Raw genomic sequence first — 13,650 nt, forward strand, 5'->3', positions numbered from 1 at the left:
TCGTTCGCGGTTTCGGCCCCGGCACGCTTCTAGTCGTCCCGACGCGGTCATAGAAATGGGAATCGGCAACATCGGCCAAAAAATAAGGGCCTGGGCATCACGATTGCTGCACTTTTCAGTTCATTCAAAGTGCGCGAGCGCAGAGTACCACCACTGTTCATTCGCGCAAACGTTTCCGACCTCTCGGTTTAGCGCAATGCCCGAATGGCGTGTCGGAGCACCAGCGGAATTTGGATAGATAAGGTGTGAAGGCAACACGTGTACAGAACGCACCGACTTGACCAGTTGTTGGTCATTGTTGGAGTGTCCATGGCACATTCGCAGCTTGTGCGGAGGCAGAGAGGACATGCATTCTCGGTTGATCGCGCGGCTGACCGCTCCGGTGGTTGCGGTCAGTGTTCTCCTCATCGCGGTCGCTGCCGGGGCCGCTTGGTACGCACATAATTCGCAGCGTAACGTCTCAGTGATGCTAGACAGTCACGTGGCCAGCGTCCATGCTGCCCAAGAACTGGAAATCAGCCTTCGCGAGATCCATGTCCAGTTCGATCGGTACCTGATCACCGGCCAGCGCAAACACCTCAGCCCAGTGCCGCGCCTGCGGGAGCACGCCACCGAGGCCCTCCGTGCGGCCGAACGGATGGCGACGACCGAGCCCGAGCAGGTACTCATGCGCAAGGTCCGCACGGGCTACGAACACTTCTTCGACGCGTACGATCGCCTCGAGCAGACCCCGCCCGAACAGGGCGTGTACGCGAAGGTGTTGGAGCTGATCGACACGGTTCTCACCCGCGAGATCCTGGAACCAGCGCGCGAGTACCTGCGAGTGAACCGGGACATGCTGGATCACACCGCCAGGGCGAACCACGAGCTGTCGCAACGACTCACCGTCGGGCTCGTGGGGTTGGGCGTGTGCGGATCGGTCGCCGGGCTTTTGGGTGGGTGGGCGATCGCGGTATCGCTCCGCCGCTCACTGCTCGACACCGACCGCGTGCTGCGCGACACTGCGGCACTGCTGGGTGAGGCGGTGCCGGCAGCCGACGGGGAAGTCCCCCGACGGGAGCAATCCGAGACGACCGTTCAGCGCGTGACGCAAGCAGCGGCTGCGGTTCTAAATCGGCTTAAGAAAACCGAGCGGGACGCCCTGCGAGCCGAGCAGCTCGCCTGGGTCGGCCAGATGGCGGCCGGTATCGCGCACGAGGTACGAAACCCGCTCACCGTCATCAAACTACTGGTTCAGGCGGCTACTGATCCGCGCCGAGCCAACGGGTTTCGGCCACAGGATTTACGGGTGCTGGAAGGCGAGATCTTGCGTCTCGAGCAGATCATCCGCACGTTCCTCGATTTCGCCCGCCCGCCGCGCCCAGATAAGAGGAGTGTGGTCCCGGCTGAGTTGATCCGAGACTGCGTTGCGGGAGTGACCGCTCGGGCCGAGTTGCAGGGAGTGACTGTAAGGGCGGTTGCGTCGGCGGACTTACCGCCGCTCGACGCAGACCCCGGACAACTCGGTCAAGTGCTCTACAACCTTCTGTTCAATGCGCTTGACGTCCTCCCGTCCGGTGGAACGGTGCGGGTAACAGCCGCTGTCACGCCCGGTGACACTGGCACAGGCACGCCGGGGGGCATGCTTACCGTACTCGTATCGGACACCGGCCCCGGGTTGCCGGTGGGACTGGAGGAGCAAATCTTCGACCCGTTCATCAGCACGAAAGAGACAGGACTGGGGCTCGGACTGTCCATCTGCCGGCGGATCGTGGAGGCGCACGGCGGATCGATCGGCGCAACCAACGGCCCGGCCGGAGGGGCGGTGTTTGTGATCCGCCTTCCGTGCCGGGCGCAAACGAACGCCCGACCTGCCCCGCTCAGCCCCGCAGGAGCCACGTGATGCCGAAGGTGCTCATCATCGACGACGAGCCCGGAATTTTATATTCGCTCAAATCCGCACTCGATCGTGGTAACACCGCGGTGGCGACTGCCGCGACCGCCAAACAGGGGTTAGCTGCGGTGGCGCGCGAGCGCCCGGACGCGGTAATCCTCGACGTGCGGTTGCCGGACATGTCGGGCCTCGACGCGTTCTTACTCATTCGGGAGGCCGACCCTCGGTTACCGGTAATCGTAATCACTGCGCACGGCAGCACCGAGACCGCCATTGAGGCCACCAAGCGTGGTGCGTTCGAGTATCTGCTCAAACCGATCGACCTGCACCAACTCGACGAGGTGCTCGGGCGCGCCTTCGAGGTGCGCCGGGCGCAGGCCGCACCGGCGGCGTCCGAAGACATTGCGGCGCCCGAGGACGGCGCCGATACAGATCAGATCGTCGGGCAGTGCCCGGCGATGCTCGAAGTTTATAAGGTTATTGGGCGCATTGCGCCGCAAGACGTGCCCGTTCTCATTCTGGGCGAGAGTGGCACCGGCAAAGAATTGGTCGCGCGCGCTCTGTACCAACATTCTCTGCGGTCCGGACAGCCGTTCGTAGCAATCAACTGCGCGGCGATCCCGGACGCGCTCTTAGAGAGCGAGCTGTTCGGACATGAGAAGGGCGCATTCACCGGGGCCGACCGGCGCCGGGTGGGCAAGTTCGAGCAGGCGCAAGGCGGCACCGTGTTTCTTGACGAAATCGGCGACATGCCACCGGCGGCACAGGCCAAGATGTTGCGGTTGCTGCAGGACCAGCGGTTCGAGCGGGTAGGCGGAAACGAGTCGGTGCAGACCGACGTGCGGGTGCTCGCAGCGACCAACCGCGACCTGTCGGTCCTGGTACGGGAGAACAAATTCCGTGAGGACCTGCTTTACCGACTCAACTCGTTCACGGTCACACTGCCGCCCCTGCGTGACCGTATGGGCGATATCGAACCGCTAGTGAGTCACTTTGTGACGGCCGCTAACCGCAAACTGAAGAAGAATGTCCGCGGGGTGGACCCTACGGCGCGGGCCGTTCTAGAAGCGCATCGCTGGCCCGGCAACGTCCGTGAGTTGCAGAACGCAATGCGGTACGCGGTGGTACAGGCCGTGGGTGAGGTGATCACTCCGGACTGCCTGCCGGCATCGTTACGTGGCGCGGCAGCACCGCCAAGCGACGCGCTGGAACTGACCGCGCTGATTACAAGCCTGCTGCGAGTCGGTGCCACCGACATCTATCGGCAGGTAACCCAAACCGTGGACCGGGCACTGTTAACGGCCGTATTAGGACACGTTCACGGAAACCAGAAGCAGGCCGCGGACCGATTAGGCATCTCGCGCACTACTCTCCGTGCGAAGCTCCAGACCCTCGGTTTGGGTATCGAGAAGCATGTTCGGAGTGTGGACGGCAGCGAAGACCCGGGCGGCGTAAGCCCGGATTCGGTGACCACTGAATGAGCCCGCTCAGCGCCAGGACGGCAAGTCAGCACCGCCGATACGGTGTCCGTGAGAAGAGCTCTCCCGGACACCGTATGAGCCATACCCCGAACGGGTGCAACGTCACACTGTGACAACCGATTTCACCGGCGCGGCTGTTTGGACCCACCGCTCCAAAATCTGCCGCAGGTCTGGTGCGGGCTGTCCGTTCGACCCGGCCGCAAAGTGGTGGCGTTCGATCTCGGCAAGATCCTGATCCAGCGCGGCGCGCTGTGACGAGCTCAGATCCGTGCGCTCACGTACCTCTCGTAGGAGGGCGGCCGCGGTAAACGGGTCGAGGTTCTTGGGCAACCGGCTCTCAACCGTTGCGCGCGTCGCTGTTCGTGACACGACCACCGCAACCACCACGGCAGCCAGTACGAACGCTGCGATCAATCCGGCCAACACATACCAAAGCAGCATGCTCTTCTTCTTGCCGTAGGTCTGCTCCAGTGGCACCTCCTCACTCACCGAAGCGAGGTCCGCGTCCACATAGCGTTGGTACACGGTCTCCTTGGTCGGCACCTTAACCGAAGCGAACTTGAACGTCTTCGGGAGCTGAGCCCGGTCCTCGCGCCCCTTCAGCGTGAGCGTCCACGCTTGCTCCGAAACCACCGCGTTGCGATCGCCGTCCTCATCGAACTTCTTCACGCCCAACCCGTTCGTTTCCGTCTTGGTTACTTCAAAGCCCTCCGGGACATAGTCGCCCGCAAGTTCCGACCACTCCGGCACGAGCCCGACGCCAACCGCTTTCACCTCAAGCAACAGCACGCCCTTATCGGCCTGACGCTCGTCGAGCGTCTGCGTGACCGACAGCTTCTCCACCGGACGCGGCTCGCCCAAGGCAGTGCGCGCGCTGATCGGAACGGCCGGCGTCTCGACCGGCATCACGACGTAGCCCGACGTTTCCAGAAAGTCGAGATCCAGCCGCAGCGGCGGAATCTTGTCCACCTGGGGGCCACGCGGCTTGAGCAGGACGTATGCGTATGGGGTGTACCGCCACCCGAACTCGCCGGCGGCCGCCCGCGACGTTACCTTTTCGTCCTGGAACGTCACCGACACCACCTCGAACTGCTCCTTGAGGGCGGTTCGTGCGGCGGACTCGAACCGGTCGCGGTAGTCCGCGGTCGGGCGGCCGTAGTTGTAGGAGTAGGACATACTGTTCTGGTTCTGGAGGTACCGGCCGAACCCGCCCGACTCGCGTTCGATGTCGCGCGTGTGCTTGAGGTTCACGAACAGCCCGAACGGGCGCCCGTGGCCCACCTCGCTCGACCCGTCGACCACCGCCTCCAGCTTGATCTCGGTGACGAGGTCCTTGTAGTAATCGAACACCTTCTTCGCCTCGGCCGCCTGCTTGTGATCCTCAACGATCTGGAACCCGGCCTTGAGGTAGTTGAACTTCACGTGCGGCTTGGCGCCGCTCATCTTGATGAAGAGGTTGTTCGCGAACTTGCCCATGTGCTTCTCGGCAAGATCGCCGGGCAGCGCGAGGATGGCCGCGCGGATGAGCGGCGGCTGGGTCCAGTCCGGCTGCTTCTCCTCCGAGATCATGCCCAGATCGACGGCCCCGAGCCCCGCCGCGAACCACTGCTCGTGTACAGACGTGGTGTGTTCGTCCTCGGGCATGGTGCGGACCGCCTTCGCGTACTCCTCCGCGGCTTGGCGGTACGTCTTGAGTGCAGCGGTGCGCTTCGCGGAGAAATCGGACGACTTGTTCAGCTCCTGGCGGAAGTTGATCTCGTCGTGCATCAGCCCCGCCCGGGCGGCGAGCAGCACCCAGTGGCCCGGGAACTTCTTCAGGCCGTCGGCCACCACTGCCTGCGCCACCTCGTACCCGCGGAGCACCTCCGCCTCAATGTCCTTCTTTTTGCGTTTGGTCTTGTTCTGCTCCTGGTTCGCTGGCGACTTCCACAAACCAGCAAGGTTGGTGCGCATCTGATCGGCCAAGCCAGCAAGCGTCTTCGGCTTAAGCCCGCCGAGTGGCCCGAACACGGCCTCGATCGCCTCGGTGCGGTACACCTCGGCGGAGCTGTGGCACGCGGTAAACGCTCGCACCACGGCCTCGTCGTCGAGGTCGCCGGCGCTCCCGGGCAGCTTCTTGATGCGGGCCACCCAGCCGGCCAGTTCCTTCAGGTTCCGCTCCTGCTTCGAGCGGGTCAGCGGAATGCTCTCGGCCCGCTGCTCGAAGGCAAAGAAGAACCACGAGTAGCGGTTCTCGTTACGGCTCGCGTTCGGGTCGTGGTTGCGGGTCCACACCCGTAGAAACTCCTTCACCAGCCCTTTCGCTTCGGTGGGCTGAGCACCGGCGAGTTGCTCGATGAGCGGAAACGCCTTATCCTCCTCGTTCGCCTTCAAGTGCAGCCGGGCCACCGATTCGGCCAGTTTGGGGCGCAGTGACTCGTCGATCGCCGCGAGCCACGCGGCGTCGGGAGCGGCCTTGATGATGTCCGCGACCAAGATCGGACGCGGCATGTTCGGCTGTTGCATCATCATCATGCGCGACATCTGGTCGTCCTCGTCCCCCGACGAAAAGAAGATGTTGCCGTACATGTCGCGGCGGAGCCGCGAGCCCCCGGACGAGCGGTCGAACCGCTGCGAAAAGTCGGCCTCCTTTTGCCACCCGAGCGCGAGCACCGTGAGTGCCGCCTTCCACTCCCTGACTTTCCCTGGAGCAGCCTTCAGCAGCGCCGTTACGGCCGTCTGCGACAGCTTGAGCGCGTTCAACCGTTCCTCAATCGCGTGCGGGCGTGTTGACAACCCACGTGACACCAGCGTGCCGACTGACGCCAGGATCTCTTGGCCCCGCTCGGGGTTCTTGGTGAAGCTCGCACCGAGCCACTCTTGACCGAGCTCGTCCTTCAGTCGCGGGGCCAACTCAACGGCGCGCACCAGCGCTTCCTCTTTCTCCTCTGCGACACCGTCCGGAACGCTCATTACGGCCTGTACGGCCGCCCACCCGCGCTCTAAATTACCTGACTTGGACTCCTTCGCGTGCAGCGCCAAAAAGTATCGAGTGAGCAGGTTCAGCGCTTCGAGGTCCTTATCCTTTTGGGCTTGCTCAAGGGTCGGCAGGAAATCGCCAGCAAACTCCGACAGTCCCGCACCGGTGAGCAACTTCGACACCTGACGTTTAGTAAGCACCGCCTGCCCTGCGGGCTTCGCGACCTCGGTCTTGAGGCGCGCAACAGCAACCTCTGGCAACGTACCGCCGTTGATCGCCTCGCGGAATATTGCCCCCAGCCCCGTGAGCGTCTCTTTCTCCTGCCGGGGCTTCACAGGTTCCTTGCCGACGGGGGCAGCAGCGGCCAGTCCGAGCACATCGTCGGCGGAGAACAGATTTCGCTCGGCGAACTGCTGGCCCGGCCCCTGCATCATCTGCATTTCCATTGGGTCGATGCCACCCGCCCCACCAGGGCGCCCCATTCCGGGCCGCCCTTGCAGGCTCGCCAGCAACTGCTTGTACCCGGCCTCGCCCTCGTCCGCCGGCAGTGACGCCAAATATGCCTTCACCTCCGCCCATTTCCCCAGCGTGACGTTCTTTTGGAACGCGGAAATTTCTTTGTCGAGCGCCGCGGCTTGCTCCGCAACCTTCGGGTCTGGCTCCTTTGCCTCGGGGCTCTTGACGACCGGTTCCTTTGGAGTGTCGTCCTTTTTCGGTTCCGGTTGAGGCGCCCATGCCTTCAAGATGCTGGACGAGCGCCGGTCGAAGCTCAGCGACTTGAGCCGCGACATCCGCGGCGTTTCTTTGGGCTCTTCCTTTTTGGGCGTGCCGGGCGCGGTCGGTGTGGCGCCTTTGTCCGCTTCGTGGGGCGGCGGGGCCACCGGCAACTGGGCGTAGGCGGTCATCCCGCCTGCAAGCGCGAGCAGGGTGAATGCGAACGTCTTCTTCACAGGTGTGGCCTCGGCGCGAGGGCGGGAGGGACCGAAAGTTGAACCGGCCTGCCGGATCAAACTGACACAAAACGAAGTTCGGAAAATGAGAAACGCGGGCCGGGCTCGCCCCCAGCCCGCCGCAGGTCAGTGCCCGCTGTCGTCGAGGGGCGGCGCGCCGCCGGCGCTGCGGATGTCGTTCTTCTTGGGCGGCCCCTTGGCGACGCTCGGCTTGCGCCCCTTGCAGCTACAGCACCCCTTGCACTGCTTCGGCAGGTTCAGCCCCTGGAGCTCGGACTGCTCCATCCGGGCCAGCCGCACGGCCGACTCCAGGTCCTCGCGGTGCTTCGCCGCGGCGGCCCCGTCGCCCCGCCGGTCGGCCTGCTCGGCCAGCAGCCGGTAGCTCTGCCGGGCGGCCTCGATCTCCGGCTCCCACTCGTCCCGGGACAGCCCCTCGAGCCGCATCAGCCAGGTGGTGTAGTACTGGCTGTTGGCCTGCGCGGACCGGGCGTCGGCCAGCACCTTCGGGTCGGCCCCCGGGTCCGCCGCCAGCTCGTCCACCAGTGCCCGCAGGTCCCCGTGCGCCTCGGTGAGCTGTTGCGCGAGCATCTGCGCCTTGGCCTTCTCCAGCCGCAGCTTGCGGGCCTCGGCCGCGCGCCCGTCCGGCAGCGCCTTGAGCGCCTGGTCGAACGCCTCGACGGCCGTGGCGTAGTCCTCGGCCGCGACCGCCTGCTCGGCGGCCGTCACGTGCAGCGCCACCCGGTCGAGCTTGCGCCCGTCCACCCCCGGCCCGAACCAGTGGGCCACCGCGGCGCCCACGCCGAGCAGCAGCCATCCGGTCAACAGCAGAACGCGAAGCGCCATCGAACCGTCCTCCGCGACAAGGGAATCGGAATCGCGCTAACAAGCAAACCGCACGCTGTGGGTCAATCCGCACGAACCTGTCACCACAGTTTCACCGCCGCGGTCCGGAACCGCCCTCCGGCGTCGGGCGGCGGCCGGGCTCCCAACCGGTCCCGAGCAGCATCAGGAGCACCGGGATGAACCCCAGTGCCGCAGCGCCGCTCCCGATGCACAACAGGGCGTACTCGCGAGCGGTCCACCGGTCTCCGGTTTTCGGCTTTGCACGCTCGTCAATGCTCGACACCAGCGCTGTCGTCAGTTGCTTCTCGTTGCCGTCGTGATAAGTGCCGTTCAGCCGTGTCGCCACCTGACGCAGAGTCGAGGCGTCCTGGCGAGTCGTGTGCCCGCCGAGTGATTTCCCGACGGTCGGGTTACCGACACCCACCATGACCACGTTACCCCCGATCGACGCCGGCATCTTCGGCATGCCGGTCGTCGGAACCGTGTCACCGTCCGTAACCACCATCAGCACCGCGCTGCCGGGGGGCCACGGCTTCGCCACCCTGGCGGCCTCTTCAAGGCCAGCGAACATGTTGGTCTCGCCCGGCTTGAACGCGTGCCGCATCGGCAGTTCGGTGAGGATGTTACGGATCACCTCACGGTCGGTGGTATCGAGCACCACGGGCTTGGCCTCGGACGCGACCGCGATCACCGTCGTCTTGTACCGCTCGGCCTGCACCCGTTCGAAAAACGATTGGATCAGATCGGCGGCGCGCTCAGCCCTCTTCTGCTTCCCGCCCCCGCCCGCGTCCTCGACCTCCATGCTGCGCGACACGTCGAGCACGAGTACGAGGTGCCGGTATTCGGACTCCTTGATCTCACCCGGCTTGTGCGATTTTGGTTCGACCGTCAGCAGTACCGTGAGCCCCCACGCGACCGCGGCCAGCGCAAGCACCCGGAACACCGGCGCGACGGCTGACAGAAACAGCCGGTCCCGGCGCGGGCCGAACGCCAGCGCCGCGACCCGCCTCACCCGCAAATAGTGCAGCAACTCCGCCGCGACTGCGACAACGACCACGACAGCAGCGACACCGAATCCCAACGTGACGGCTGCGTTCAGCCCGGTCGCGGAGGTCGGGTCCAGTTTGGGAATCGGGATCACCACGGCGTGTACCTCAGTCCGAACAGGCACAGCACGCCCAAAACTAGCAGAACCATCGCCACGATCACGAACGGCTCGTAGTAATCCACCGTATCCGCAATCGTCGGCTTGAGCTGGGCCTGTTTCATGGTGTCAATTTTCTTGAACACCGCGGGCAGCCCGTCCGGGTCGTCGGCGCGGAACGCCTCGCCGCCGGTGAGCCGACAAATGTTGACGATCTCGGCTTGCGGCTCGAACCCGCCCACGATGATACAAAACACCGACACCCCTTCGGCGCTCAGCGAACGAGCGATCTCCTCGTCGTTGCCCGTGAGGTCGTAACTGAACCCGTCGGTGATGAGGACGATCATCTTGTCGCCCTCGTCGCGGCGGCGCAGTTCCGTCTTGCAGCCGTTCAGCGCCTTGGCGATCGCGGTGCCGCCGAACGGCGCCGGCGCGATCTCGGGGCGCATGAACGGCGGCGAGCACCGAATCGCGGTCACGTCGGTGGTGAGCGGCACCCAGTGGACGAACGCGTCCCCAAAGAAGGTGAGCCCGAACGCGTCCCCCTTACGGAAGTCGAGGAACGTGTCGATCGCCTTCATGGAAGCGTCGTACCGGTTCCCGTCGCCGAACGGTGCCGTCATGCTGCCGGACACGTCCACGGCGAACTGGATGTTGGTGAGCGATCGCTTTTGCTGCGGCGGCCCGTTCCGCTGTGGATTTGCGAGAATGAACACCGCGACCGCCAGCAGCAGTGGCGGCACCGATTCCGCCAGGGTAATGAGCGTCCACGCGAACCACCCGCCGCGAGCGCGGGCGCCGTCGAGCGGCAGCACGACCCGGCGGGTCGGGAGCAGCCAGCGGCCGGCCCACACCCACCCGAGCATCAGCGCGGGCACGACCAGTGCGACCAGCACCGGGACGTGGGCGAACTGCGGCCAGACGAGCGGAATCTCTTTGTAGTTCACGCCGCGCCCCCCAGTTCGAGGTCGAGCACTTCCGGCGGCAGGTTGCGGTACGGAGCCAGCAGAGCGGCCACATCGACCGGCTGCGCCGGCCCGGGCCGGTGCAGCCAGGCTTCCATTTGGGAGAGGAGCGGCCCAGCCTGAGAGTCCTTGCGCATCGCCTCGATCGCCTCACCCGGCTCAACCCCTTCGAGCTTGAGCCGTTTCCGCCAGTAAGCGAGCAGCGCCCGCTCCAGGTCCGCCAGTTGGGCCCGCGAGAGCGTCCCCGCGGTCGCGCCCTCAACGAGCGGTTGCAACCGCTCTGCGAGTGACACGGGACGGCGATCGGCACCGCCGACCGCACTCTTCCGGCGCGGGAAGAAGAACGACGCCACCACGGCGATCAGCCCCAGGCCCCACACCGCAATGGCACCGGTCACGAGGAACCGGTACCCACCGAGCCGCGAACCGGTGTCGATTTCGAGCTTGTTCGGCTGCACCTGTCCGGGCGGCAGCACCGGCTTCACCTGCACCGCGATCGGCGGCAGCTCGCCTAACGGTGACCCGTCCTTGCGCTTGAGGTACTGACGCAGGTCGTGCGTGCCGGGCTCAAGGCCGAAGTATTCAATGTCGTAACGGAACGCAGTGCCGTGCGGGTACACACGGGAGACGCGAACAACCGCCTTGGCCTTTCGGTCGGTGAGCGGCGCGGCCTCGAGTTCGGAACCGGGCAACACGAGCCCTTCGAGTGTTCCCGTCATGCCGACGGTGGTCTCGGTCTGTGCCCTGGCGCGGTCGGCGGACGCGAGCAGCGCGAGCGCGCACGCTACTGTACGGAGGAGTTCGGCCGGACGGCGGTGTGTCATTGCCCGTTTGCCTCGCGCCTTCTGCTTGTGGTTCGCTTACCGCCGCCCACGTCCCAGCACGTTACGGCCGATCAAAAAGTTGCGCAGGTCCGCGACGAACGGTTGGTCCGTGCGCACCAGCAGGTGGTCGACCCCGGCCCGCTTCAGTTGCCGGGCGGTGCGCTCCGCATCCACCCACCGGCGCGAGCCGCGGGTGACGAACACGCGCCCGGTCTCGGCCTCGCCGGCCCGCAGAAACCCGGTACCCGCAACCCCCTGTTCCGCGGGGTCCTGCGGCTGAATCACGATCACGTCGTGCCGTTGCGCCATGAGCTTCAGCGCGGGCACCGCCGTCGGGTCGTGCAGATCGCTGAGCGCGACCACGAGGCACCGGTTCGGCAGGGTCGGGGCCAACTCGGCGACCCGTCGGCCCAGCGTCGTGTGCTCGTCGTACCGGAACCGGCGGAACTCGTGCAGCCACCGCAGCACCGCGGCCCGCGACAGGCTCGGCTCGAGTCGCACGTCCCGCCCGCCGACGCCCAGCACGCCCACCGGACTAACCCGGTCCAGGCACGCGAACGCCAGCGCGCCGGCGATGTGGACCGCGACCGCGTACTTGCTCCGCTTCACCGAACTCACGGTCATCGACGCCGAGGTGTCGAGCAGCAGGTAGCACGGGAGCTGCTTGGGCGCCTCGTACTCCTTAACGAACACCTTCCCCATGCGGGCGGTGATGCGCCAGTCGATGGACCGCACCGGGTCACCCGGCTGGTACTGGCGCGACTGCGCGTACTCGATCCCGGAGCCCAGGAAGGGCGACCGGTCGGTGCCGTAGTTGAGCGCGTCGGCCAGCTTCTTGACCGCGATCACGAACTGGCGCGCGGTCAGGTGGTCGGCGGTGTCGAGCTGCCCGTCCATGTGTCAGCTCACCGAGGTGACTTTCTTCTTGCCGCGGGTGAGGTCGTGCAGGAGCTCCTGAAGCACCTGCTCGCCGGTCTTGCCGTCCGCCAGGGCCTCGTAGTTCAGGCGGATGCGGTGCAGGATCACATCCGGCGCGAGCGCGTACAGGTCGTCCGGTACGACGTAGCCGCGCCCCCGGATCAGCGCCCGGGCTTTTGCCGCCTTCAGCAACGAGATGCCGGCCCGGGGGCTCGCGCCCAACTCGATGTCCGGGTGGCTCCGGGTGCGGTGAATGGCGTCGAGCACGTGCTCCACGAACGTGTCGCTCACGTGAACCCGTGACGCGACTTCCATCGCGACGATCAGGTCGTCGATCGTGCCCACCGGTTGCTCGTCGAGTACGTCGAACTCGGTCCGCGCGACCGCGCCGGCGCCCTCACGCTTCACCCCCAGCGCCAAGTTCCGCTTCAGCACCTCACGCTCCTCGTCGAGCGTCGGGTAGCGGAGCCGGTGCCGGAGCATGAACCGGTCGAGCTGGGCTTCGGGCAATTCGAACGTGCCCGCCTGCTCGACCGGGTTCTGGGTCGCGATCACCAGGAACGGCGACGGCAGCTTGAACGCCTCTTTGCCGATGGTCGCCTTCCGCTCCTGCATCGCCTCGAGGAGGGCCGACTGCACTTTCGGCGCGGCGCGGTTGATTTCGTCGGCCAACAGCAGGTTGGTGAACACCGGCCCTTTGTTCACGCGGAACTCGTTGGTCCGCTGGTCCAGGATTTCGGACCCGAGGATGTCCGACGGGAGCAGGTCGATCGTGAACTGGATGCGAGCGAACTGGAGGTGAATCGACTTCGCGAGGCACGAAACGAGAAGCGTCTTCGCCAGCCCCGGCACGCCTTCCAAGAGCAGGTGCCCGCTGGTGAGCAGGGCGATCAGGATTCGCTCGACGACGGCGTCCTGGCCGACGACGACGGTACCGATCCGTTCGCGAACGCCGTTCAGGAACCGGACGACCGATTCCGGGGCGGCTGCCCCGTTCGACGAATCGCTGCCCCCGTGAATGCCCGCCATCCGCAGCTCCCCTGAGTTCGTGGGTCCAGACAGACGCCGCTGCTACGCGACGGTTTCAGGTAAAAGCGATACGCGGCCCGCAAAGTCGGAGAGGCCGGCCAGTTCAATTGCGAACAACTCAAGAGAGAATAATTGTATACGCGATGAGGAACGCGGTGCCAAGAGCGAACTGGATTTCATCCGTCTTACCACCGGGCTGTTCGATCCTGATTCCGTTGACCTCCGGCGGTCGCTCGACTTCGCGAATCGCAACACATGGTTGGTGCCGGTGCAAGTTCCTGAGCGCGCCAACACAGTAGACATCAAAATCAGTTCCGACACAACACCCTCGGATGACCTTTGCGAAATCTCGCAGTTTTTCATTTCTCGAAAAGCCGGCATCACTGTTACACAGGTACGACAAAGGTGTTTATTCTCTCGACCGTTCTCTCTCATTAGCGGCCAAGGCCATTCAGTGGGTCCGTTTTTGGTCTCATTTTCCCTTTTGCGTACTTCTTGCGAACCGCGACAAGCAGAATTTGCACCAAGAACCACATCCTGGTATCCGATTTCGGCCCCATGAGCGGAACGGTCCGCATGAACACAAATCACCACAAATACCGTCTGAAAAACACTTTGCGCCACACACCCCGCGCACTCCGGGACCATTCCGCGTCGTCCTTCC

The 13,650-nt window shown here is 65.1% G+C and carries 9 protein-coding genes; 2 read left to right on the forward strand and 7 right to left on the reverse strand.

What is annotated here, in order from left to right; genetic code table 11:
* Positions 1 to 358: 358 nt before the first annotated feature.
* Entirely contained in the window at positions 359 to 1,882 is a 1,524-nt protein-coding gene (locus tag R5W23_RS00775) for a sensor histidine kinase (protein WP_320684679.1), read from the forward strand.
* The gene (locus R5W23_RS00780; protein ID WP_320684680.1) at positions 1,882 to 3,354 is read left to right on the forward strand and encodes a sigma-54-dependent transcriptional regulator; all 1,473 of its coding nucleotides are present in this window, start codon (positions 1,882 to 1,884) and stop codon (positions 3,352 to 3,354) included. The genes R5W23_RS00775 and R5W23_RS00780 overlap by 1 nt, the downstream gene beginning before the upstream one ends.
* A gap of 102 nt (positions 3,355 to 3,456) precedes the next feature.
* On the opposite strand, the gene R5W23_RS00785 is transcribed toward R5W23_RS00780, so the two are convergent.
* From R5W23_RS00785 to R5W23_RS00815, 7 genes are all read right to left on the reverse strand, one after another.
* On the reverse strand, positions 3,457 to 7,263 hold the full coding sequence (locus tag R5W23_RS00785; RefSeq protein WP_320684681.1) for a hypothetical protein: 3,807 nt from the start codon (positions 7,261 to 7,263) through the stop codon (positions 3,457 to 3,459).
* A gap of 126 nt (positions 7,264 to 7,389) precedes the next feature.
* Entirely contained in the window at positions 7,390 to 8,106 is a 717-nt protein-coding gene (locus tag R5W23_RS00790; RefSeq protein WP_320684682.1) for a DNA repair protein RecN, read from the reverse strand.
* Between the two features lie 91 nt (positions 8,107 to 8,197).
* Complete coding sequence (locus tag R5W23_RS00795) at positions 8,198 to 9,250, reverse strand: vWA domain-containing protein (protein WP_320684683.1); 1,053 nt, start codon at positions 9,248 to 9,250, stop codon at positions 8,198 to 8,200.
* On the reverse strand, positions 9,244 to 10,197 hold the full coding sequence (locus R5W23_RS00800) for a vWA domain-containing protein (protein WP_261187015.1): 954 nt from the start codon (positions 10,195 to 10,197) through the stop codon (positions 9,244 to 9,246). Before R5W23_RS00800 ends, R5W23_RS00795 begins: the two co-directional genes overlap by 7 nt.
* A complete protein-coding gene (locus tag R5W23_RS00805; RefSeq protein WP_320684684.1) occupies positions 10,194 to 11,039 on the reverse strand; it encodes a hypothetical protein in 846 nt (281 codons plus the stop codon). Before R5W23_RS00805 ends, R5W23_RS00800 begins: the two co-directional genes overlap by 4 nt.
* 36 nt (positions 11,040 to 11,075) lie before the next feature.
* The gene (locus tag R5W23_RS00810) at positions 11,076 to 11,936 is read right to left on the reverse strand and encodes a DUF58 domain-containing protein (RefSeq protein ID WP_320684685.1); all 861 of its coding nucleotides are present in this window, start codon (positions 11,934 to 11,936) and stop codon (positions 11,076 to 11,078) included.
* Positions 11,937 to 11,939: 3 nt separating this feature from the next.
* Complete coding sequence (locus R5W23_RS00815) at positions 11,940 to 12,986, reverse strand: AAA family ATPase (RefSeq protein ID WP_261187012.1); 1,047 nt, start codon at positions 12,984 to 12,986, stop codon at positions 11,940 to 11,942.
* Between the last annotated feature and the right edge of the window lie 664 nt (positions 12,987 to 13,650).

Source organism: Gemmata algarum (assembly GCF_034097035.1).
GTDB classification, from domain to species: domain Bacteria; phylum Planctomycetota; class Planctomycetia; order Gemmatales; family Gemmataceae; genus Gemmata; species Gemmata algarum.

What these genes read in the sequence shown, in the direction of transcription:
- R5W23_RS00780 (WP_320684680.1), top strand. Translation starts at nt 1,882, where the DNA reads ATGCCGAAGGTGCTCATCATCGACGACGAGCCCGGAATTTTATATTCG.
- R5W23_RS00790 (WP_320684682.1), bottom strand. Translation starts at nt 8,106, where the DNA reads ATGGCGCTTCGCGTTCTGCTGTTGACCGGATGGCTGCTGCTCGGCGTG.
- R5W23_RS00805 (WP_320684684.1), bottom strand. Translation starts at nt 11,039, where the DNA reads ATGACACACCGCCGTCCGGCCGAACTCCTCCGTACAGTAGCGTGCGCG.
- R5W23_RS00810 (WP_320684685.1), bottom strand. Translation starts at nt 11,936, where the DNA reads ATGGACGGGCAGCTCGACACCGCCGACCACCTGACCGCGCGCCAGTTC.
- R5W23_RS00815 (WP_261187012.1), bottom strand. Translation starts at nt 12,986, where the DNA reads ATGGCGGGCATTCACGGGGGCAGCGATTCGTCGAACGGGGCAGCCGCC.